Here is a 22674-nt window from a genome sequence, read left to right on the forward strand (position 1 = left end):
TTTTCTTGCATAAACCAATGACTTAGGCAGCTTAAAAAAGCACATTCTATTTTAAGTATATCCTATTCTCTGGAAATTACAATCTTAATCTTCCGGTTTATACCATCGTATTTTGGACTTTCTGCTATCTTCCAAACAGTGATAACAGGATGCCTGCAGCAACGGCAGAACCGATAACGCCAGCAACGTTAGGTCCCATTGCGTGCATTAACAAGTAGTTGCGCGGATTTGCCTTTTGTCCTTCAATCTGAGATACACGGGCAGCCATAGGAACTGCTGAAACTCCGGCAGAGCCAATTAGTGGATTGATTTTTCCTCCTGTTAAAAAGCTCATTATTTTAGCAATCAATAAGCCTCCCACCGTGCTAAACATAAAAGCCAGCAAGCCCAGCAATATGATTTCAATCGTTCCCAGCTTTAAAAAAGTGCCTCCCTTTGCTGTAGCACCAACAGTAACCCCAAGAAAAATTGTAACAATATTGATAAGGGCATTCTGTACCGTATCAGTAAGTCTTTCTGCCACACCGGATTCCCGGAAGAGGTTTCCAAGCATCAGCATGCCGATAAGCGGTGCTACAGAGGGTAAGAGAAGTATGGACACCATAGAAACAATGATGGGAAAACAGATTTTTTCCAGCTTTGATACTTTCCGGGACTGCTTCATCACGATTTCTCTTTCCTTTTTGGTAGTGAGCAGCTTCATAAGCGGCGGCTGTATCATTGGTATAAGTGCCATATAGGAGTATGCCGCAATAGAAATCGGAGCAAGCAAATCCGGGGCAAGCTTTGACGTTAAATAAATTGCTGTTGGTCCATCCGCACCGCCAATAATTCCGATAGATGCCGCTTCGCCCGGCAGGAATCCTAAAGCTATTGCCATTATAAATGCTACTGCGATACCAAACTGGGCTCCCGCTCCGATTATCAGGTTGCTTGGCCTTGCAATCAAAGGTCCAAAATCCGTCATTGCCCCAATTCCAAGGAAGATAAGCGAAGGATATATTCCAAGCTTGACACCCTGATACAGATAGTATAACAGCCCTCCCGCCTGACCAGCGCCTGACGGCTCATCCATAATACCTGTCAGCGGAAAATTTGCCAAAAGCATGCCAAAAGCTATCGGCAAAAGAAGCAGCGGTTCAAATTTCTTTGCAATGGCAAGATATATCAATACACAGGCAAGGACAATCATTACAAGAGACCACCAATCCAAAGCCATATATCCTGATTCCTGCCACAATTTTAATAAAGCATCTGTTAACATAACAATAGCCATTTCCTTTCCTGTACCTGCAAACTTTGAGCCGCAGGCACAACTTTGCGTGTGAAATATCCCAGTGCCTTATTATTGTCTGCTCTGCTTCCTTCCCTCTATTAAACCGATAACCAGAGAGAACAGCCTGATAATCCCCCACAGTGCAACCAATACAACAAAAACAACCAGCATGCAAAAAATTGCATACAAAAAAGCCTCTGATACAGGCATTCTATCATCCCTTCCTTCTTCCCGGTTAATTGGCTTCTTACAGGGAACTAGAGAATGATGCTTGGCACATTCCCCCCGCCGAACACATCCGGCCACCTTGAGGATTCTTACCCTGAAAGTGCGTGCACATCCTTAGCAGAGTCTTTTATAATTTCCTATAAATTATAAAAGGAGAGTTTCCATAAGGAAGCTCTCCACCCTAAAGCCAAATCTTGAAACAGCTGTATGCAGCTGCCAACCGGATAAATAATTATTATTCTTTTCCTATACTACACAATATAGGCTTGTAATGTCAAGCCTTATTCACAATACGACAGACAAACTCCCGCGGAGAATTTATAATGTCCTCAAACAATAATATCCTGATAATTATTAAAAAAGACGTCTACCAGCCTTCTATCAAAATGCTTATCTTTTTGTGAAGCTATGTATTCCATGGCTTCCTCATGGGTTGATGCTTCCTTATATACCCTCTTATGGCACATGGCATCATAAACGTCAATAATTGCAATCATCCTGCTTATCTGGGGTATCTCATCCCTTTTTAACCCTCTTGGATAGCCTGTACCATCATATCTTTCATGATGGCATAATGCTATTTCTGATGCCATATGAAGAATTTCCAGTTTGGATTTAGACAGCATTTCATGTCCTATCTTTGTATGTTCTTTAATGATTTCAAATTCTTTTTCGGTGAGTTTACCCGGCTTTTTCAGTATATCATCCGGCAGGCCTATTTTTCCTATATCATGCAGTATGCTTGCAAGCTTGATTTTTTCACAATCAGCCGGTGAATACCCCATGATTTTCGAAAAATTGTACATCATTTTAGATACCCTGTCTACATGTTCGCCCGTTTCATCAAAATGCTTTTCGGCTATTCCTCCCAAAGACAGTATAATTTCCTTCTGTGAGTTAAATATCATATTATTTAACAGATAGTTATCCAGTGCTACAGAATAATTCGCCAGGAAGAGTTTTATTAAATCAAAATCATAACGCTCCTTATCTCCTTCAATAAAAATATAATTATTCAGCTCACCAATCGTATTATTCCTTATAATAAATCCTTCCCCGATAAAAGTAACCTGGGAATCCTTTTCTCCGCCGTCTGACATCCACTGGTATATAGAAGCCAATTCATCAACTGCCCTGACGTCCTTGCCGATATACTGGACATAACTTCCTGTTGCAGCAACAACAACAGGGATGTTGCTCTGTTCCATGGTCACAAAGCCGTTATTCTTCTGACTGTCAGCCTTCTCTCTGATATACATGATTCCTTCTGTTTCATAATAAAATCCAGACAGATGGTTTAATATACTCGTCAAAAAATCTGAAAGTGTATTATGGGTGAAGAGGTTAGCACTTGTCTCAATAATCTTTTCCAACCCCTTGCGGTATTTATCCAATCTGATGATATCACGGTAGCTGCGCAGCGCAGTAATAATGGTTGTTTTCAGTCTTGCAACCGTAAGGTCTGTTTTCAGGCAGTAATCATTGATATCATAATCTCTGATAATCTTTTCTTCCGGTGCTTCTCCCGGCTGCCCCGTTCGCAGGATAATACGTGTCGTCTGATTCTTCATCTCACACCTTAAACGGTTAATAATGTCCAATCCTGTATTGTTCTTTTCCATAACCACATCCTGAAATAATACCGCAATATCCGAATATTGTTCAAATGCTCTGATGGTCTCCTCTTCGTTATAAGCATCCAGGAATTCCAGAGTATGATTTTCAAATATAAAATCCTTTAAAATCATTTTGGTAACATTATGTACCTCCGGTTCATCATCCGATATTAATATCTTATAGCTGCCATAAGTTTTCTTACGGTTTTCTTCTTCATCTTTCAGGAAATCATAGTCCAGTTCAATATTACTCCAGTCCTTTATCATATGTCTTATCCTCCGAAATGATTGGTATTTTTATGCAGAACAAGGTACCGCTACCTAAAGTACTTTCACATGTAATTTTTCCTCCCAGCTGTGCTGTCACAATATTGTATACGATACTAAGTCCAAGTCCGCTGCCTCCGCCGCTCCTGTTTGTAGTAAAGAAGGGTTCAAAAATCTTATCTAAGTTCTCCTTCTCTATTCCCTTTCCGTTATCAGAATACTGCACGGTTATATCATCTGCATCGGTATAAATCACAATCTTAATAATACCTTCTTTGCCAGGAAATGCATGAATAATAGAATTCATAATCAAATTTGTAAATATCTGCGAATATGCCCCCGGATAACTATTTATCAGGAGGTCCTTATCACAGTCGATTACAAACTGTATTCCTGTATTTTTATATTCATGCTTAAGGTTTATCAAAAGGGTCTGCAAAAATCCATTAAAATTAAAGCTTATTTTCTGCTCATTGCTTTGATTTACTGCCATCTGTTTAAAGCTTTTAACCAATTCAGCCGCTCTTCTCAAATTGTTATTTAAGATAAAGGAGGTTTCATTCATGCTGTCAATGTATTTTATAAATTCGCTCTTTGTCATTTGTCCCGACTGAAGCAGCTCCTGTGTACGGCTGTTTGTGTTTTCCATGTAAGAAGCAGCGGATACCGCCACTCCCAGCGGGGTATTTATCTCATGGGCAACACCGGAAACCAGACTTCCAAGTGATGCAAATTTCTCCATCTCCATGATTTCTTTCATCGCCTGGCTTAACTCCGAAGATTTTTCTCTTATGAGCTTTTGCAGCCTTTCTTTTTCCTTTTCATGGAGATATCTGATTTCTTTTTGTGCTTTATCCAGTTCGGTTATATCCGTAGTACTGCCAAGAATTCTAAGCAGTTCGCCATTCTCATTCAGCAGCGGGATAAAATCAATAATATAAGCCCGTTGATTTTTATCATTGCCCATGAAATTGTAAGGAAAAGTAATACGTTCCTTGTTTTCTTTTACTTTTGCAAACCGCTCTTCAAAGTAATCAATATGCTTCTGTTCTTTGAATATATTACTGAAATGCTTTCCAACAATGTTTTCTCTGCTCCATCCTGTTGTTGCTTCAAAAACATTATTTACCGACAGGATACTTCCGTCAGGTGCTACGCTGAAAATCGAATTATTTACATTTTCAACCAGTGTCCTGTATTCTTCTTCTTTTCGTTTGATCTTTTCAAAATATTCCTTGAGTTTATCAGACATCTTATTGAAGGCTGACAGCAATTCAGAAGTTTCCTTTATAATGGTTTTCTTACTCTTAATATGTATACCATATTTCCCCTCTGATATTTCAGAGGCTCCGCTGACACTCTTCGTCATAGGGGCAATAATTGAATTTATAATCAAAAGCCCTATTACACTTCCCAGTACAGTTATAAAAACCCCCAGTATAATTAAGGAAATCTGCTTTGCCTTCATGGTTCCCATAAGCTCCGTTTCAGGAAGCAGTATCACTATTTTCCAATTAAGGCTTCCCAATTCCCCTACTTGTGATACATGCATGAAGTTAATCTTATTATTGATTTCTTTTCGGATAATATGGTCCGGTAATATTTTTAAGGCTCCAAAGTATTCGGAACTTTCTTTAATAGCCGGTAAATTACTTTTCAATGCACTTATAAGTTCTGTTGATGAAGCTTCCTCCGCATTCAGCTGTGTATCTTCCGTTGATTGTGCAATGAGATTCCAATTCTTATCAACAATGTAAATAAGACCTTTATTATTTTGAACCTGGCTTTCCAAATACTCATTTAATCCTTCTAAGGAAACATCATAACACATAACTCCGGTAAATTTCCCTGACTTATCATAAATACGAACCAGGGTAGAAATGGTTGCTTCCCTTTTTTCATCATAATTAACATAGATATCCGACCACTTCTCCTGTGTCCTGCTTTGAGCTTGTGTGTACCATGGCCGCTTTCTGGGATCGTATCCGTCAAATTCAGAAATCACCTCTGAATCTGTATCTTCTCCCTGGTATATGATAAGCTTATCCTGGGTACGCCTGTCTTTTAACATGAGGTTGTAGCTGTTATCATTATTTAACCGGATTCCTGCAAAATTCCCGTTCTCATCTCCATAAGATATGGTGGCAATCTGAGGTAAGGACAGGGCCAAAGTTTTATATACACTTAACTCATAGTCCTGAATTTCTTTTAAATCCTGCTGAACAAAAAGATTCTTCTGCGATATGTAAGATGCTGATAATTCTGAAAGCATATAAGGTTCCTGCAATAAAGCCTTTACCCTATCCTCTATCAGCGTACTCATTATTTGGGTGACTCTTTCACCCTGTTTTTTTGCCAGACGTTCATAATCATAATTCCAAAGAATCGCAAAGGTGCTGACCACAACCAGAACTATTACGGCAAAAGGAACTAATATGGCCTGCCGCAGGCTAATCTTATGTTTTCCCATGTACCCTCCTATGTATCTGAAAGTGTAAATGAAACCCTTTTACGTTTACAGTGAAGATGGCTTTTTGTTATGATTTATTATTTTATTTTTCAATGGGAATGCTATATATAAAGAAAACAGAAAAGTTCTCCTGTATTTTTCTGCTCTGTATTCTATCAAACAATTACTTAAACTTATAAGCTAATAGTATCACACTAATATGGCTTTATCAATAACTTCCAGCTGTTTAATTTACTTATATTGGTTTTTTTGAGCTGTATTTTCTTTATTTTATTTGAAAATATTCAGAAATATTCTATTATTTTGCAGCACAGTTCGACAATAAGTATCACATTTCTTCTTATAATGCATAAAATATAATGACACTATAAGAGGCAGCTTTCGTTCCTGTTTCTTGTACCGTCACATTAGAATCAGAGAACCCATGTAAAAAGACTGGAAATTGATTGTGAGGGATGACATTCATGGAGAGAACTCAATTACTGTTCAGGACCTGGCCGGGATCACAGACCTTAGGTGCAGGAACCACTACCAATTTAACTTCAGATCACCCACACGGTATAGCAGTTTTTAATTTTCCTATTATCCGTGTGGTATTTAATAACAGGGTCTCTTCCGGCTCACCGGTGAAATTTAAAATCATTCTGATTCAGGATAGAGAACGGATAGGAATTCTCGATACCATAACAGTTAACCCCGGTGCATCCGTAACCGAAATCTACGATGTTCCCGGTCTCTGCCTTGCCATAGATGCTACAAATAATGGAACTATTGACAGCTATGTGGATGCTTTTATCTATGGCTTTGGTCCTGTTACCGATCGAAATTGCTAAAGCCAGAAAAAACCGCCTGTCTGACTGCTTTCTTACCATTCTGAAAGCAACAGACAGGCGGTTTTTGTTATTATCCACATTTACCGGATAATCTTTACGTTTTTCCACCAAAACGTTATATGTGATTTTTCAGGATAATTCAAACATGCCTGTATACAACTGATAGTACTTTCCTTTCTGTCCTATCAGGCTGTCATGGTTTCCTCTTTCGATTATCTCACCGTTTTCCAGTACCATGATAGCATGAGAATTGCGCACCGTTGACAATCTGTGGGCAATCACAAATACCGTTCTGCCCTCCATCAGCCTATCCATGCCTTTCTCAATAAGCGCTTCCGTTCTGGTATCAATAGAGGAGGTAGCTTCATCCAGTATTAATACCGGCGGATCTGCCACGGCTGCTCTTGCTATGGTAAGAAGCTGCCTCTGACCCTGGGAAAGGTTCGCTCCGTCGGCAGTTAACAAGGTGTCATAGCCCTTTGGCAGATGCTTGATAAAGGAATGGGCATTGGCAAGCTTCGCCGCTGCTATTATCTCTTCATCGGCAGCATCAGGCCTTCCGTAACGGATATTCTCCATAACGGTTCCGGTAAAGAGATGGGAGTCCTGCAAAACCATGGCAAGAGAACGCCTTAAGTCATCCTTCTTAATCTTATTGATATTGATTCCGTCATAGCGTATTTTACCGTCGGGTACATCATAGAACCGGTTGATAAGATTGGTAATCGTGGTCTTTCCTGCACCGGTTGAACCTACAAATGCAATCTTTTGCCCTACCTTGGCATAGAGTGATACACCGTTTAATACGGTCTTCTCTGCATTATATCCAAAGGTTACACTATCAAAGTCCACTTCTCCCTTTACTCTTGTCAGGGTTGTGGTACCGTCCTTATGGGGATGCTTCCAAGCCCAAATCCCTGTTTTATCCATGGTCTCAGTAAGCTTTCCGTATTCATCTACTCTGGCATTTACCAAGGTAACATAGCCATCGTCCACTTCCGGCTCCTCATCAATCATATCAAAGATTCTTTCGGCGCCGGCCAGGGCTGCCAATATGGAATTAAACTGCTGTGACATCTGGGTAATCGGCATGGAAAAGTTTCTCGTATACTGGAGAAAGGCAACTACCGCACCGATTGTCAGATGCCCTGATATGGAAAGAATTCCTCCGAATACAGCGGTAATAGCATATAATACATGGGATAGGTTACCCATAATGGGCATCAATACACTGGCAGATCCATTGGCATTGGTAGCCGCTTCACATAGCTGGCTGTTTATCTTGTCGAATTTTTCTTTGGATTCTTTTTCGTAGCAGAATACCTTTACTACTCTCTGACCTTCAAACATTTCTTCAATATAACCGTTTACTTCCCCAAGGTATTTCTGCTGTTCTTTAAAGCGTGCGCCGCTCTTTTTTCCAATGGTCTTAATAATCCATACCATAAATATCACCATTAAAACCACCAAAATCGTAAGCTGCCAGCTTAAGTACAGCATCATAAGAAACACACCTGTCACACTGATAGCAGAGGCGATAAAATTGGCAACAGTATTGCTAAAAAGCTCTCTTAGGGTATCCGTATCATTGGTATATCGGCTCATGATATCACCATGGGCATGTGTGTCAAAATATTTAACCGGCAAGGCTTCCATCTTGCGGAACATATCTGTACGGATTTTGTATAGCGTACCGGTTGACACGCTTAACATGATTCTGCTATATGCATAAGTAGAAATAACTCCGGTCAAATAAATTCCTGCCATGATAAACAGTGTTTTTATGAATCCATGGAATAACCCGCTGTCATACTGTTTTAACAATGGAGTAAGATATCCGTCCACTACTTTTTTTAAATAAGCTGTCCCCATAATCTGTGCCACAGAGCTTATGGTAATTCCTACAAGCACAAGAAACAGCCGTAAGCGGTACCTTGACATATATTGAAATATCCTCTTTAAAGTCTTACCGGCATTCTTTGGCCTGCTGCCCGGTCTGACTGTTTTTTCTTTTTTCAATGTTATGCTCCTTTCTGCTGTGACTCATATACTTCTTTATAAATTTCATTATTCACCATAAGCACTGCCGGAGTATCAAAGGCATCCACAGCTCCATCCTCTAAAACAAGCACCCTGTCTGCATCACTGACAGAGGAAATTCTCTGAGCAATTATGATGGTTGTGGTACCACTTAATTTATCCTTTAAGGCTTCTCTTATCTTTTTATCTGTTGCTGTGTCTACAGCACTGGTGGAATCATCCAGAATAATGATTTTAGGCTTCTTTAATAAGGCCCTGGCAATGCAAAGTCTCTGCTTTTGACCACCCGATACATTAACGCCTCCCTGCCCAAGCTGTGTCTCATAGCCCTCCGGGAAGGACATGATAAAATCATGGGCCTCGGCAGCTTTGCAGGCTTCTTCTATCTCTTCCTTCGTAGCTTCTTTATTTCCCCATCTTAGATTATCTATTATGGAGCCTGAAAACAGAACATTTTTCTGCAGCACCATGGCCACCTCACTGCGGAGATGTTCCAATGTATATTCCTTCACATTGTGCCCGCCTACCAGTACCTCTCCTTCCAGTACATCATACAGTCTTGGAATAAGCTGCACCATCGTAGTTTTAGAAGAACCGGTTCCTCCGATTATTCCAATGGTTTCACCGGGCTTTATGGCAAAGTTCACCTTACTTAAGGTCAGATTTTCCTTATCTTTTGCATAGCTAAAAGCCACATTCTTAAATTCGATGGAGCCATTTTCTAATTTCAGCTCTTTATCCGAGTCCTCATCGGTCAAGTCAATCTTCTCTTCTAAGACTTCATAAATACGTGTCATGGATGCTCTTGATATTATCATCATAATAAATATCATAGAAATCATCATGAGTGACATTAATATCTGTCCGATATAATTGATAAAACTGGATAACTGTCCAAGCTCAAAATTGCCGCCAATCACCATATTTCCGCCGAACCATAGTATCGCTATCATACAGCCATACATACTAAGCTGCATCACCGGATTATTTAAAATAATCAGCTTCTCTGCAAATACCTGTGCTCGTCTTACGGCATCTGCGGAGGCTTCAAACTTTTTAACCTCATCAGGCTCCCTGACAAAGGCCTTTACAACACGGATACCTGTAAGGTTCTCCTGCACATCATTGTTCATTCTGTCATACAGGCTAAGCATCTTAACAAATCTGGGGTGGGCATTGCTCATGATAAAGCCGAGGGCAACGGAAAGCACCGGAATCGCAATCAGAAATACAACGGAAAGCCTCTTATTGATAAGAACAGCCATAATCGTAGCACCCACTAACATTACCGGAGCTCTGGCTGCCATGCGGATAACCATCATAAAAGCATTCTGCGTATTGGTAACATCCGTTGTAAGCCTTGTAATTAAAGAAGAGGTCTGGAATTTATCCACATTTGCAAAGGAGAAATCCTGAACCTTATCAAACATTGTCTTTCTTAAGTTTTTGGCAAATCCCATTCCCGCTTTCGCACCGTATTTAGCACCCAAACGGCCGAAATTCAAAGAAACCAGCGCCATGGCAACCATTAAGGCTCCCATTTTAACAATATAGCTTATGCCTCCCTCTCCCAGTATACCTTTATCGATCATACTGGCCATTACAAAGGGAATTAAAATTTCCATCATTACTTCCCCAACCATCACCAGAGGTGTAAGTATGGCATATTTCCTGTATTCACCTACACAGGCAAGAATTCTCTTATACATCAATGACCTCCTATTTCCCTGCAAACATCTCGACATTTTGTATGCTGCGCTTTAACAGCTGCTTAAAAAATGCCTTTTCTTCTTCTGTCATGTCAGAAACGATAACCTGCTCTATCTTATTAATATAGTCTCTTAAAAACAGGGATAGTTCCCGCCCCTTTTCCGTAAGCCATACCCTCTTCACCCTACCATCGGATGCATCCCCGCTTCTTGATACCAAGCCGCTTCTTTCCATGTTCTGAAGGATACTTGTTACACTGGAGCGTTTTAACTCAAACCTAACCTCAATATCCTTCTGGTTAGCCGGACTTTCCCCGTTATACGGCTCCAGGAACTTTAGAACCTTTACCTGTTCAAAGGTTATCTTATGAGCTATCAGGTTTTCATCTGCCAGATACTTAATGTTTTTTGCAAGCTTTTGAATATAATATCCGTAATTATCCGGATGTTCTCTACTGCAATTTTCCATGTTCACTCCTATTGTCCATAAGGGGCTGCTGCAAAATCATTCTTGCCTTCTTAATGTTTAGAATAATCTAAAATGCAACAATCTCTTGATTAATAGTTAGACATCTAACAATAAGTATACCAAACGTCCATTCGATTGTCAACAAATTTCTCGCTGCTCTTTTGTAAGGGGAACACTCCCTATAATTCTTGATCCTCCTGATTTTCCAGTTTTTATTTCTAAGCATATTGAATATAACACCACAAATCCCTTTGTAAGAATTTTGTTCTGAATTGCCAATACCGCGTTATAACCTATACCAAAGAGTTACAAAAAATACACCATATATAAGGAGATACGAAAGATGATTGATTATACTTCTATTCCTTACAGCAAAATCCAAACATACTCTATAGAAACATCCGGTCATTTTGATTTAGATGCTAAGCTTGACACGATTTGGGATATTTTATTTCAAAAAACATATTGACTATTATAGTAGTTATGTTATAATACTTTACAGAGGGGTACCCGGTCTACTATGGCCGGGTAATTTTATTGACAAAATTTGCATGCCAGGGCATACTAAAGTTATAATTTCACATAAAAAGAGAACGGCTGAAAGAAAATATGATGATAGAGAGGATGCCACGCTATAATTCTTTCAACTTTTTTATTTGTGGCAATACCGCAGGCAAGCCTGCGGTATGCAATGGATATAAGGATACGAAAAATCAGTTATCCCAGTCACTGTTAAATGATAGTGCCTAACCTCCCGGAGGAGTAAGCCTCCGGGCTTATTTTTTACACTTCCCTTCCATGTAATACTATGTAAAACTTTCATTATATAAATGTAAGTTTGGAAGGCTTACTTCTCTTTCAAATCAAAAAGTCAATGAACTTCTTATCCATTTTCTATCCATGTCTTCTCTCATCCGTTTAGCGCTCTTATAACAGCATAATCTGTCTCCTCTCTGTTCACTCTCTTTTCAATAATCCTTCATATCTGGCACATATTTTCCCGGTATATTAAGTTCATTAGATAACAACAAGGTCCCCCCACCTTGCTGACATACTTTTTCATAACGGCCAGTAGGATGTCCTGCTGGCCCCCTTTTTCCTGTAATTGATAATCTTTTAACTATACTATTCCTTTTATGTTTCGGTCTATAGCTGTATAATGTTAGGCAAATACCCTTTAAAGGAAACACTCTTATGGAAATTATTAAGTCTATATTATTTTTTATATTAGCCGGAATCTTTGAAATTGGCGGCGGCTATCTTGTCTGGCTGTGGCTGCGTGATGGAAAAAGCTTATGGTATGGCATTATAGGTGCAATAGTATTAATCTTATATGGCATTATTCCAACACTGCAACCTCAAAACGCTAACTTCGGCAGAGTTTATGCAACTTACGGAGGCATCTTCATAGCTTTATCTATCTTGTGGGGCTGGTATATTGATGGTATCCATCCAGATAAATTTGACTTAATCGGAGGCCTTATTGCGCTAATAGGAGTTAGTATTATTATGTTTGCACCAAGAGGATAATAGCATTATCCTAAAATGCTTAGCCAGGGAATCTGCAATCAAAAGCCCTGCCGCAAATCCGGCAGCTCTAAATGCTGATTATCTGTCATCTCATATTTATGCAAATAATTTGGCGGTCTGCGTAGATAAATACATCCTTTGTATCATACTGGCGATGAGTTCTAAGGCATCTAAGCATCCTATCCGTACATTCTTTAGTCTCTCGGCAGCCACCCTGCTTATATCAGATAATGTTGACGTAAGAACTGTATCTGCCAGATTCGGACATGCGTATACCAGTACCGCCATGAATATATATTTTATCTGTTTTTTACAACTGTCAGGCAGCTTATCTGACCAGGGGATATGTATGATTTCTAATATACGCATGACAAGGTACATTCTGCTGATTCAATCATACCATGTATGAAATATTAAAATTTGAAAGGCAGAGATAAATATATGAATTCGTGTCCAACAGGAACATATCCATATAAAATTCAATCTGGCGATTCATTATGGTTGATTGCCCAGCGTTATCATACAACAATACAGGAAATTGCAGCAGTGAATTCCGGCATAGACATGAACAACCTGTATATTGGGCAAATCATTTGCATTCCAGAAGGGTACGACACTTACCTGATGATTTTGAGCAATCACATGCGGCTGCTGTGGGAACAGCACGTTTATTGGACGAGGCTGGTTATCCTTAGCATGGTATTCGGCCTGCCGGATACAGAACTCGTCACGAACCGCCTCCTTCGCAATGCCAAAGACTTTGAAGCAGCATTAATACCCTTTTACGGAGAAGCCGTTGCCGCGAAATTTGCAGAGCTGTTCACAAGCCATCTTACAATCGCCGCCGAACTTGTTCAAGCGGCCAAGGACAACAACAGTACTGCTGCCGCTGATGCTGAAATGCGCTGGTACGCAAATGCGGACCAGATTGCGGCTTTCCTTGGCAGCATCAATCCCTATTGGTCGGATGAGGAGTGGCAGAGCATGTTGTATGATCACCTGGCAATGACAAAAGAAGAAGCCGTTTATCTCCTTACAAAAAATTATGAGGACAGCATCGCCGTGTTTGAAAATATCGAACAAGAAGCATTAGATATGGCAGATATGATGACACAGGGTATTGTAAGGCAGTTTCCCCAATATTTCGGATAGAAGGTAAATGATCCGTATTTTAGCAGGATTTATGATTTATCCAATTGCCTAAATCATGATTTTAATAAGTAGGTATATATTTCATACATGGATTCCCAATATGAAAACTCCTTTTTTGCAAATATTAAAACTGTAATCCTATATTTTATAATTATATTTGATTACAAAAATAGGGCTGTTGCTCAACTAACAATTATGTTAGTTTTACAACAGCCCTTGATTTTCCTCACTTTTTTGTTTTGTATTCCTTGTAACCGAATGTAACTTTTTGTTCATTTTTGTGAAAATAGTCACAGAAAAATCTTGGCTTTGGCTCTTATCATTACATTGGCGGGGCCGGTGCAGTCTGTAAGTGCTGCTACCGTTAAATTAACTAAAACTAAAATAAACTTAAATGTGGGGAAAACATATACCCTAAAGTTATCCAATACATCAGGTCCCATTAAATGGAAAACTTCAAACAAGTCCATTATCACAATATCATCCGGTAAAATAAAAACTGTAGCTGTTGGAAAAGTCCTGATATCTGATTATCCTGAAATCTATATCAAGATAACATCCGATAAATTATTTAAGAAGGTTAGAATATATGCAAACAAGGAATAATTTTACAATTCATTTGAAGGAGTAAGTGTAATATTTGCAGTTTCTATAGTTAGTGACACAGTACAGGGTTTGAATTTGATAGACGTTAATAACCGGGTTTGCAACCTCAAAATAATAGATAATGAAACAGGAGATACGCTGTATCCTGTGAGTTAAAAATGAGTCTTAACATAAATGACCTTTACAACCTGGAGGAATAATCCTCTGGGATTTTTATTTCTGCTGTTCTCTGGATATCTTATAAGACTTTTTATTAACAATATAGGAATATTGCCCCACAATAATGACATAATATTACATGGAAGGAGCCAAAAAAGTTCGTTTCCATTTGAGCCCGCTGGGCCTCCTCTGGAACTTCTTCCACTGTGCTGAAGTGCCCGTATCCTGTATTGCTGACCACGACATCAAGTCTGCCGAATTGATCCTTTGCGGCTTTCACGGTTTCAAAAACAGCTTTGCGATCTGCCAGAGGATTTGCCTATCAGAGAGTTTGTATTCAAGTATGAAAGAATGAACCCAGCTATAATATCCGGTTATTATAAATTTATCGATTTACTCCAAATTATATTTTCAATTTTTCTTCCACCAACTTATTAGGTTTTGGATAGTTCGCGTATTGGTTAAATTGTCTAGTATAAATTGCTTTTTGGGGGCAAATATTGTAGCAAGCCCAACACCCATGACATTGCTTTTCGATAAACTCTGGAAATTCGTTCATCTTTATTGCATTGTAAGCACAAGACTTAGCGCATTTACCACACTTAATACAAAGTTTATCATCTACCATTTTTGACCCCATAAACTTTCTATTTAAATTGGTACTATTTAGCTCCGGAATTATTTTATAGATAAGCTTAACATCTACTTCCTTGGGGCTTATTTCCTCTTTATTTTCTATTTTAAGACATACTTCCGATAGCTTGTCAATAAATGCATTGAATCCAGACAATTCTTCATCATTAGGGCTATTCTCATAGCTTTGATCCGTTTTGATCGTTGGTGGATGGTTCTCCGGAGTGTGAAGTGCATAATCAAGTACCACTTTATAACCTTTTTTTCTGACCCATTTTGCAAGTATCCATGTTGTCGCTCCGTTATTTCTTCCAAAAGAGCTGAAAACAAATGCGGGTTTGTCTCTCACTTTTTCCATAGCATCAAAATAATTCTTTACATACTTTGGAATAGAAAAGCCTTCAGAGTAGGTTGCAAAGCCTACAATATCATATTTACTTAAATCCCACTTTTCCTTCCTCATATCTAAGACATCAAATTCGCTATTCTTAGTCTTACCTTTTATATACTCGCAAGCCATTTTAGTGTTACCCGTTAATGAAAAATATAAAATTGCACCTTTCATAAAATCATCCTTTCTAATACAATACTGTTATAATTTTTATAAACTTTTATAATTTCTCCTCATAGACTTCTTTGGCAACCTTATATGACTCTCCGTGATTTGCACCAGGTACTACCAAACGTTCTTTATCACTTGCAGCCGCATCATATTTAAGTTGTCCTGTTGTGTCTTTACTGCCTACCACAGCTTTAGTAAAAATGAATTTGCTGCAAATAGTGACGCTCCTATCAAAATTACCAGTATAGAACTGAGAATAATTGTTACCATTTTTATATGCTTTCATTTTCCCACCACTTTCTTAATTTTTCATGTTTTTTGTGCCGTTCTATCAGCATGTTTAATCAGGGCCATCTGCAGTTTGTCATATAATTTGTCTGATGTTATGCGTAAGTCTGGCCAGCCCAAACACATTTACCTCAAATTGATATTTTGCTTCCGAAATAGGGACATCCTCTAATGCCCCATAAGAGCCATAGCCTGCACTATTTACCAGAATATCTATTCTACCATGTTTCTCAACAATAGTATCAACAGCATTTGCCATAGACATATCATTTGTCACGTCCAATTGTAAAGTATAAATTCCTTGCGATTCCAAGTGTTTCATTCTTTCGAATCTTCTTGCTACGGCATATACAGTAAAACCCGATTTTTTAAGTTGAATAGCTGCAGCCTCTCCTATTCCGGAAGATGCTCCTGTTATTAAAACAATTTTTTCATTCATCTAATCTCCCTCGCTTTGTAGAATATTTATTCTGCTCGGATTATATATTAAGATGTGATGATTTGTCAATACTTATTGGAATTTTTATTCTATTTCTTTACTTATTATTTAAAATTACGCTTTAAACAACGCTTTTATTAGTATATTATTAGAATAATTGTATCTCAATTGACAAAGAAATGAAAATAGATTAAAATCATACAGAATGAATATTCTGTAAAATGGAGGTTGAACAATATGGGAAAACGTGAAGATATACTTAATGCAACTCTTGATTTGATTACCGAAGAAGGGCTTCAATCAATAACTTTTTCAAAAATATTTAAAAGAGCAAATGTGGGTTCAGCGACTTTTTATCATTACTTTGATAATAAAGAAGTTTTAGTCAATGAGTTGTATAAAAACACTAGCAAACAAATGTCCGAATTCGTCATCAAGGATTACGACATAGCAGCAACTCTTTATGAAAAGTTTCGATTTTTTTTAAAAAAGACGGCTGATTTTGCAATTAGCCATCCAAATGAATTGTGGTTTCTTGAAAACTATGCCCATTCACCGTTCATATCAGAAGAAATACGAAATGCAGTTGATCCGACTATAAGTGAATTTATAAATATTATTGCAGAAGGACAGCGCCAAGGTATTATTAAAGACATGAATCCTGTTGTGTGCTTTCAAATTGTTGGTGGTTCAATTTTGTTCGTCATAAGAGGTCATCTGTCAAATAAATATCCTTTATCTGATAGTGAAATCCAGCAAACAATTGAGGTATGTTGGAAAGGGATAAAGGTGTAACATCTACTTATTCAAAATTGGTTCGGATATCCACTATTGTGAGCAGAACTCCGTTAATGGTCAGCTTGGGATTTATTTGCCGTTTTAATCCAAAATTCCGTATTATATCAGCAAGCAGAGGAAATGGCGCGCTATTCCCACGTTCTGCCAATTTTTCCTTACGTCAAAATGGCTCCACCTGCTTGTTGAGGCTCCGCCCCAACCCCCGTCAGACAGCCTGCTTACGCGTCCGTCTGTTAAGTGCCTGCGGCACCTATATGCCAATTACGCGTCGAAAATATTTTGAGATATTTTTTCAATACCTATCATCGTACAGTTTGCTTGTCAAGATTTACTCAATAAGATATAATCTTTATTAAGTGCTATATATAAATTCTTATGAGACAAGTATATTCAGAGTGAATCTATGGTCAGCTATTAATAAAATACCGGAATACGATTTGGTTGGTTATCTGTAAAAAAGGTCATGTAGATTAAGGAGGTCAGATTTATGGCGGAACAAGAGAAAAAAGCAGGAATTCCCGAGAAGATCGAACATCGAATGGACTTATCGGCGGAGAATTCTTTTAATAGTATACAGGTACATTACAATTCTGATAAATCCGCTCAGATTGAGGGTACGGCTCATGCTTATTCGCAGAGCAATGATATTCACATGGCACCAGGGCGGGAAATGCATCTTCCTCATGAACAATCCCATGTTGTACAACAAAGAACAGGACGGCCCCATTGTTCAGAGCAAATAGATATCGGAAATAAAGAAAATCCTTTTTCATCACTTGATATGAACCATTTGATTGGAAAACCATTACAAGCCGCTTGTAACGCACAGTCACAGTTATCACAAAGGACAGCGGACTTTTTAGGCCAAATCGGAATTGATAAAAACGATGAAATTAGCATTAATAAAGATATTAAAAAGATATAAAATTATAGTGGGACATATAAAACAATGTCCTACTATTTTTACCAAACAGTCACAACGATATGAAAAAAGCACCCTTTTCAGAGTGCTCTACGATTCTCATGAGCTCTACAGCCCTTGATTTAACTGTCTTTTTAATAAGCTGGAAAAGGGATTCGAACCCTCGACTTCCTCATTACGAGGGCATAAAAAGTCCCTTAGCTTGCTTAAGTATTTAAATGTACGTATTGATTTTACTGTATTTCTTCACTTTTCAACTTAGCTTTCTAGGGTAGCTAAATGCCCATATTTTTAAAAACAAACCCCAAATAAACCCCTTTTATTTATGAATGAATCCTGTCAACGTTCTGTAATCTTTCCTTATAGTAATGCTTTAAGCAATCAAAGAAAACCTTGTACATTATACACCTGTATTCATGCATAATCAATAGGTTTTTCTCCCATTTTTCAGCAAGAAAAAGCAACCGCCTAGAGGGAAGTTGAAAAGAAGAGCACCCCGAAGGATGCTTATTGTTCTTCATCATCTATTGGTATACTCTTGATTCTCTCCTCGATTTCTTCTGGAGTCATCTGTGACCCAAGAGGATTTTGGGTATATTTCGTTCGCTCTTTTAATATTTCATATACTTCTTTAGATATTTCGATATTCTTTTTATCAATCTTTGCCACATATCCAACAACTTCTCCTGTTTGAATATCGGTCATATCATCCACAATTATATCTCTAGTAATCTCATGATTTTTTCCATTCACATCTTTAAATGAATACCCCACAACATTTATCTCCCTTGTTTTTTTTCCATTATATACCTTAATCCAATATTTATCAACCAAAAAAGACACCCTACTTCCGTAAGATGCCTTTCATCACTTCCCCCACCGTATAAGTCAGCCTGTCACCCCATGGCCTGGGTTTCTTCCCTGGCCTGTGTGCTCTCTTAATTGCTGCCTGAGCTGTAGGGTCTATGTAATGTTCATTATTTCTCATATATCTCCTTTCATGGGTTCCGCAGAAATCTGCAAAACCATTAACTATCCGTTTTCGCATTAAGGTGTCGTGGGATACTCCGGCAATCTTGGCAACTTTATCACGGGTTTTCCCTCTACCACCCTGTGCAGATTTCTGCACAGGGTGTGCCTTTCCTGCCATCATTCTTTCCTTTGCAGTTCTTTGAATTGAGGGCCGTTAAGTAATTTGGCTCGGAAGTTTTACCGAACCAGTCCGAAAGTATCTTGGTACGAAATTCGTATGAAGATATAACGGCTCAATCTTGAGCTTTCCTTCCCGGATGTGATACTCACTTTATGAATACCCATGCAGCAGCTCATCATCTACCCAACCCATCCTCCTGGCATACCTTAACTCATTCTTATCCAGCATATTATACCGGCTGCATTCGCACCAATATTTCACCCTATCCGCACTAAAGGGCTTATCTGCATCCCAAAGGCCAATTTCAATGGCTAACCGCCTTATACCCACATTTCTTTTAATAAGCCTGTCACAATGTACAAGCATCTGCCTAATGGCTGCACTGCTGATATTAAACTGCTTCCCTATACTCTCCAATGTCAGGTTATCAATATATCTAAGCTTTATTATCTGGACTTTCTTATCATCCTTAAGCACCATGCTTATTAAGTTCCACAGCTCATCCTTTAGCTGCTCCTGGGATACTCTTTCGATTACTTCACCTTCCAGATCAGTATCACTGGCCACGGTATCGGCAAAGCTTATGTCCTCTTCTTCCCCACCCGGTACCGCTGCATCCAGGCTATGAACCTTATCCCGGAACATGAACCGCTGCAGCTGCTCCACTCCCTTATCCGATATATGTAGCCACCTGGCATATTCCTGGATAGATGGTTCCCGGTTGAAGTTCTGCAGACAATAGGCCGTTATATGGTTGTACTGATATACCAGGGCTTGTTTATGCACCGGTACCCGGATTACCCGGCCACAGTTATCCAGATATCTTTTAACAGCCTGTCGTATCCAGTAAGGAGCATACGACATGAATAACACTCCCTGGCTTGCATCGTAGCTCTCTACAGCCTTTACAAGCCCGAAATAGGCTTCATGCATTAATTCATCCATTTCAACGATTGGAGTGCTGTTATAGTCACTCTGGCAAGCATAGCGGTACTTCTTGACCACGGAAAAGATAATACCTTTATTTTGTATGTAGAGCTGCTCCATATTACCGGCCGGATCCGATCCCTGCTTGATGAGCTGCACCAATTCTTCATTACTCATGTTATCATCTCCTTAATTTTGGGTACAAAAAAACTACCAACCGAATGTTGATAGTTGATAGTTGGTAGTTAAATTTATAAATCAAGATTTATTTTTCTCATATATCGGATCATGATTGATGGTGCTCACTTCATTAGCATTTCTGTATCCAAGCGATTCCCAAAATGTAGCATTATTATCCGAAGTAAGATATATATTTTTAGTGCCTCTCGAATAAAGCATCTCTTCAGCATGTAAAATTAATCTTGCTCCTAATCCATATTTTCTTAAAACGGGATCAATATAAATTTCTCTGATAAATCCCCAGCCTTCCCGTTCACACCAGTTACTTTGAGGAGTATCAATCTGATAGTAAATAAATCCAACCGGTTTCTCATCAACAATCAAAAAATCCAGTGTACTTATTCCAGATAATGAAAAATCCGCAATACGAGTACATGACTCGTTTATCTTTTTATCTGTAATTTCGATTTTAAAATCGTCTCTAAAGTACCTGGTAAACATTATAACAAAATATTCCATGTACGCAACATTAAATGAACGAATTTCTACATTTTTCAAATTCAGCTTTTACCTTCCAAAATAATTTTTACTAAGAGTATACTACACCATTATCTACCAACTATCAATATTCAGTTTCCAATGTTCGTCAATTTTCTTTTTTGTTTCGATATCGAAACGGAATTATACCGGAGATCTCCGGCCAGTGTTGCGACGTCGCACAGGCTCAACCTCTTAGCTGTGCGATAATGCCGTCAAGCTTGCCTTTTTCATCATTAAGGTTAGTAAGTTCAACCTTATCCTTAAACATACCTAAATGACGGCCAAGAAGCTCCAAGGCTTTTACCTTATCACAGGTTGCAACCTCTACACCGTACCGTCCCTCTTTAATGCCTGCTATAGCCCTTTTCTTATCCTCTGGCAGCTTATCCGTAGGAACAATCTTTACAACTTCCTGCTTTCTAAGCTGACCGGTATCAGGATCCTTAACATAACGGCCATTTACAATGATAGGCTCTTCCACCACCTGGGCAAAGTCCGCTCCATTGGCAAATGCAATCATGGCCAGCTCATTAAGCACCTGATCGGCTGTAATACCGGTGCGCTTGCTTCGTTCTTCCATTGCCTTTGATATAAATTCTGAAATACTAACATTTGCTAACAACCTGGCACCCTGCTCGTTTGCTGTCTTTTCAGAATAGCCGGCTCTTATAGCTGCCTGCGTAGCGTTCAGATCTATCAGATATTCATTAACAAAGGCTTTCTGTTTCGCTGTTAACTTACTCATTCCCTCACCATCCTTTATACAAAGAAGCCCCATACACCCGGTTAAGAGCATATAGGGCATATAATTTACTGAATCAGTGACAGATCATCAGATAGACTAGTATTAGCAAACTCAATCATTCCATCTACTGCAAAAACTATTGAACTTGCTCCCTGGAAGGCATCACTTGACTTCATGGCATTTTCTATCCTATAAGCATTGATATACTGATCTGCATTATTTCTTAACTGTCCCAGGAGCTGCTTATTTTGCTCTCTGTTATCCGCTGGGATAAGTCCTACAAAGTCCATAGCCTGTTCGCTCTTAGGAAGGATATTTTTAATTGTGGCCATAGCATTGTAATCGTCCTTATAAGTCTCAATGATATTCTGCATATCGTCCCTGTCATGGATAGCTCCGGCTTCAATCATCTTAATGACATTCCCTAGCCCGATTTGGTACCCTGCATCTGCAAGTCTGCCGGCACTATTAGCCTTCCACTTTGCCTGTAAAGCAGTCAGACCGTTATCAATGGCAGCAATGGCCTTATCATGGTAAAGCTGTACTGTTGGCTGAAACTCTTCCAGTATCTTGCCGATGGTCTGTTCCCTGCCGATATCGGTATAAGCATCACTCTTTTGTACTTCTGCAATTCTGGCCTGGATTGTACTGTACCTGTCCTTGAACTCTTTGAATAACTGGATTAATTCTGATTTCTTGCTCATGTCTTTCCTGTCTCCTTTTTTAATAAACTGATCAATAGTTACCCTCTCTCTGTTTTGAGCAAAGGCCTTTTAAACTCATGCCCAGGAGCTTAAAACCTATATCGCAAACACAGGAAAGGAGGAATAAATAAAAAAGACGCAGGAACAACCGGAGCATATCTCCAATCATTCCCACGTCTTAAAATAAGACTTCCACTGCCTAAAGCATTGGGGTACTTAATCTTTATTTATTCTAAGTGTATTATATCATTTATAGCAATAGTATACAAGCTGTTTTCTTTTAAATACAGGGTATATAGCGATTTCTACAATACCAAATCATGATATAAAACTGTGGTTAGAATAGTGTTTTCATGCAGTAAACAGGGGGATAAAACACTGGTAATAGCATGGAATTTATTGTATAATCTTTAATAGTTGTAAATACC

General features: G+C 38.8%; 25 protein-coding genes and 1 other annotated feature. Of the genes, 7 read left to right on the top strand and 18 right to left on the bottom strand.

From position 1 onward, the window contains the following. Positions 1-124: 124 nt before the first annotated feature. From BUF11_RS06325 to BUF11_RS06340, 4 genes are all read right to left on the bottom strand, one after another. Entirely contained in the window at positions 125-1270 is a 1146-nt protein-coding gene (locus BUF11_RS06325) for a sodium ion-translocating decarboxylase subunit beta (RefSeq protein WP_334293029.1), read from the bottom strand. 75 nt (positions 1271-1345) lie between these two features. Then, a complete protein-coding gene (locus BUF11_RS23755) occupies positions 1346-1486 on the bottom strand; it encodes an OadG family transporter subunit (RefSeq protein ID WP_084558512.1) in 141 nt (46 codons plus the stop codon). 188 nt (positions 1487-1674) lie between these two features. After that, positions 1675-1726 (bottom strand) — a sequence feature (sodium ion sensor (DUF1646 type); this cis-regulatory element may regulate processes involved in with the transportation of sodium ions). A 107-nt stretch (positions 1727-1833) separates the two neighbouring features. Beyond that, positions 1834-3387 (bottom strand): HD domain-containing phosphohydrolase, encoded by a 1554-nt coding sequence (locus BUF11_RS06335; protein WP_073588017.1) that lies wholly within the window; start codon positions 3385-3387, stop codon positions 1834-1836. Then, a complete protein-coding gene (locus BUF11_RS06340; protein ID WP_073588018.1) occupies positions 3368-5857 on the bottom strand; it encodes an ATP-binding protein in 2490 nt (829 codons plus the stop codon). The genes BUF11_RS06335 and BUF11_RS06340 overlap by 20 nt, the downstream gene beginning before the upstream one ends. 464 nt (positions 5858-6321) lie before the next feature. Between BUF11_RS06340 and BUF11_RS06345 the strand changes: the two genes are divergently transcribed. After that, positions 6322-6690 (top strand): hypothetical protein, encoded by a 369-nt coding sequence (locus BUF11_RS06345; protein WP_073588019.1) that lies wholly within the window; start codon positions 6322-6324, stop codon positions 6688-6690. A gap of 129 nt (positions 6691-6819) precedes the next feature. Here the strand turns inward: BUF11_RS06345 and BUF11_RS06350 are convergent, their stop codons facing one another. The 3 genes from BUF11_RS06350 to BUF11_RS06360 form a co-directional block, all read right to left on the bottom strand. Further along, positions 6820-8631 carry an ABC transporter ATP-binding protein gene (locus BUF11_RS06350; protein WP_084558555.1) on the bottom strand — a complete coding sequence of 604 codons (1812 nt, stop codon included), beginning with the start codon at positions 8629-8631 and terminating at the stop codon, positions 6820-6822. Positions 8632-8711: 80 nt separating this feature from the next. Beyond that, positions 8712-10439: an ABC transporter ATP-binding protein gene (locus BUF11_RS06355; RefSeq protein WP_073588021.1), complete on the bottom strand. Its 1728-nt coding sequence runs from the start codon at positions 10437-10439 to the stop codon at positions 8712-8714. Positions 10440-10449: 10 nt separating this feature from the next. Beyond that, positions 10450-10908: a MarR family winged helix-turn-helix transcriptional regulator gene (locus BUF11_RS06360; protein ID WP_073588022.1), complete on the bottom strand. Its 459-nt coding sequence runs from the start codon at positions 10906-10908 to the stop codon at positions 10450-10452. A 343-nt stretch (positions 10909-11251) separates the two neighbouring features. On the opposite strand from BUF11_RS06360, the gene BUF11_RS06365 reads away from it, so the two are divergent. Together BUF11_RS06365 and BUF11_RS06370 are read left to right on the top strand one after the other, a co-directional pair. Continuing rightward, complete coding sequence (locus BUF11_RS06365; RefSeq protein WP_084558513.1) at positions 11252-11377, top strand: PH domain-containing protein; 126 nt, start codon at positions 11252-11254, stop codon at positions 11375-11377. A gap of 725 nt (positions 11378-12102) precedes the next feature. Continuing rightward, positions 12103-12438 (top strand): YnfA family protein, encoded by a 336-nt coding sequence (locus BUF11_RS06370; protein ID WP_073588023.1) that lies wholly within the window; start codon positions 12103-12105, stop codon positions 12436-12438. A 96-nt stretch (positions 12439-12534) separates the two neighbouring features. Here the strand turns inward: BUF11_RS06370 and BUF11_RS23990 are convergent, their stop codons facing one another. Then, on the bottom strand, positions 12535-12807 hold the full coding sequence (locus tag BUF11_RS23990; RefSeq protein ID WP_175561993.1) for a hypothetical protein: 273 nt from the start codon (positions 12805-12807) through the stop codon (positions 12535-12537). A gap of 72 nt (positions 12808-12879) precedes the next feature. Here BUF11_RS23990 and BUF11_RS06380 point away from each other — a divergent pair, with 72 nt between their 5' ends. Both BUF11_RS06380 and BUF11_RS06385 read left to right on the top strand, forming a co-directional pair. After that, positions 12880-13590, top strand: a complete 711-nt coding sequence (locus BUF11_RS06380) for a LysM peptidoglycan-binding domain-containing protein (protein WP_073588025.1) — start codon at positions 12880-12882, stop codon at positions 13588-13590. A gap of 339 nt (positions 13591-13929) precedes the next feature. Beyond that, on the top strand, positions 13930-14196 hold the full coding sequence (locus BUF11_RS06385) for a hypothetical protein (RefSeq protein ID WP_139243313.1): 267 nt from the start codon (positions 13930-13932) through the stop codon (positions 14194-14196). Positions 14197-14449: 253 nt separating this feature from the next. Here the strand turns inward: BUF11_RS06385 and BUF11_RS25200 are convergent, their stop codons facing one another. The 4 genes from BUF11_RS25200 to BUF11_RS06405 form a co-directional block, all read right to left on the bottom strand. Next, a complete protein-coding gene (locus tag BUF11_RS25200) occupies positions 14450-14665 on the bottom strand; it encodes an SDR family NAD(P)-dependent oxidoreductase (RefSeq protein ID WP_084558514.1) in 216 nt (71 codons plus the stop codon). A gap of 93 nt (positions 14666-14758) precedes the next feature. Then, on the bottom strand, positions 14759-15553 hold the full coding sequence (locus BUF11_RS06395) for an EFR1 family ferrodoxin (RefSeq protein ID WP_073588028.1): 795 nt from the start codon (positions 15551-15553) through the stop codon (positions 14759-14761). Positions 15554-15599: 46 nt separating this feature from the next. Further along, positions 15600-15836: a hypothetical protein gene (locus BUF11_RS06400; RefSeq protein ID WP_073588029.1), complete on the bottom strand. Its 237-nt coding sequence runs from the start codon at positions 15834-15836 to the stop codon at positions 15600-15602. Positions 15837-15914: 78 nt separating this feature from the next. Then, positions 15915-16277 carry an SDR family NAD(P)-dependent oxidoreductase gene (locus BUF11_RS06405; protein WP_073588030.1) on the bottom strand — a complete coding sequence of 121 codons (363 nt, stop codon included), beginning with the start codon at positions 16275-16277 and terminating at the stop codon, positions 15915-15917. A 237-nt stretch (positions 16278-16514) separates the two neighbouring features. Here BUF11_RS06405 and BUF11_RS06410 point away from each other — a divergent pair, with 237 nt between their 5' ends. Further along, positions 16515-17072 carry a TetR/AcrR family transcriptional regulator gene (locus BUF11_RS06410; protein ID WP_073588031.1) on the top strand — a complete coding sequence of 186 codons (558 nt, stop codon included), beginning with the start codon at positions 16515-16517 and terminating at the stop codon, positions 17070-17072. 490 nt (positions 17073-17562) lie between these two features. Next, positions 17563-18000: an eCIS core domain-containing protein gene (locus BUF11_RS06415; protein WP_073588032.1), complete on the top strand. Its 438-nt coding sequence runs from the start codon at positions 17563-17565 to the stop codon at positions 17998-18000. A 504-nt stretch (positions 18001-18504) separates the two neighbouring features. On the opposite strand, the gene BUF11_RS06420 is transcribed toward BUF11_RS06415, so the two are convergent. The 6 genes from BUF11_RS06420 to BUF11_RS06445 form a co-directional block, all read right to left on the bottom strand. Next, entirely contained in the window at positions 18505-18831 is a 327-nt protein-coding gene (locus tag BUF11_RS06420) for a DUF3939 domain-containing protein (protein WP_139243314.1), read from the bottom strand. A 10-nt stretch (positions 18832-18841) separates the two neighbouring features. Next, on the bottom strand, positions 18842-19147 hold the full coding sequence (locus BUF11_RS06425) for a hypothetical protein (protein ID WP_073588034.1): 306 nt from the start codon (positions 19145-19147) through the stop codon (positions 18842-18844). Between the two features lie 153 nt (positions 19148-19300). Beyond that, entirely contained in the window at positions 19301-20254 is a 954-nt protein-coding gene (locus BUF11_RS06430; protein WP_073588035.1) for a sigma-70 family RNA polymerase sigma factor, read from the bottom strand. A gap of 81 nt (positions 20255-20335) precedes the next feature. Beyond that, the gene (locus tag BUF11_RS06435; protein ID WP_073588036.1) at positions 20336-20815 is read right to left on the bottom strand and encodes a GNAT family N-acetyltransferase; all 480 of its coding nucleotides are present in this window, start codon (positions 20813-20815) and stop codon (positions 20336-20338) included. Between the two features lie 166 nt (positions 20816-20981). Then, positions 20982-21542, bottom strand: coding sequence for a terminase small subunit (locus BUF11_RS06440; protein ID WP_073588037.1), 561 nt, complete (start codon positions 21540-21542; stop codon positions 20982-20984). 65 nt (positions 21543-21607) lie between these two features. Beyond that, positions 21608-22246: a hypothetical protein gene (locus tag BUF11_RS06445; RefSeq protein WP_073588038.1), complete on the bottom strand. Its 639-nt coding sequence runs from the start codon at positions 22244-22246 to the stop codon at positions 21608-21610. Positions 22247-22674: the final 428 nt, after the last annotated feature.

The organism is Anaerocolumna xylanovorans DSM 12503, from assembly GCF_900143645.1.
Taxonomy (GTDB): Bacteria; Bacillota; Clostridia; order Lachnospirales; family Lachnospiraceae; genus Anaerocolumna; species Anaerocolumna xylanovorans.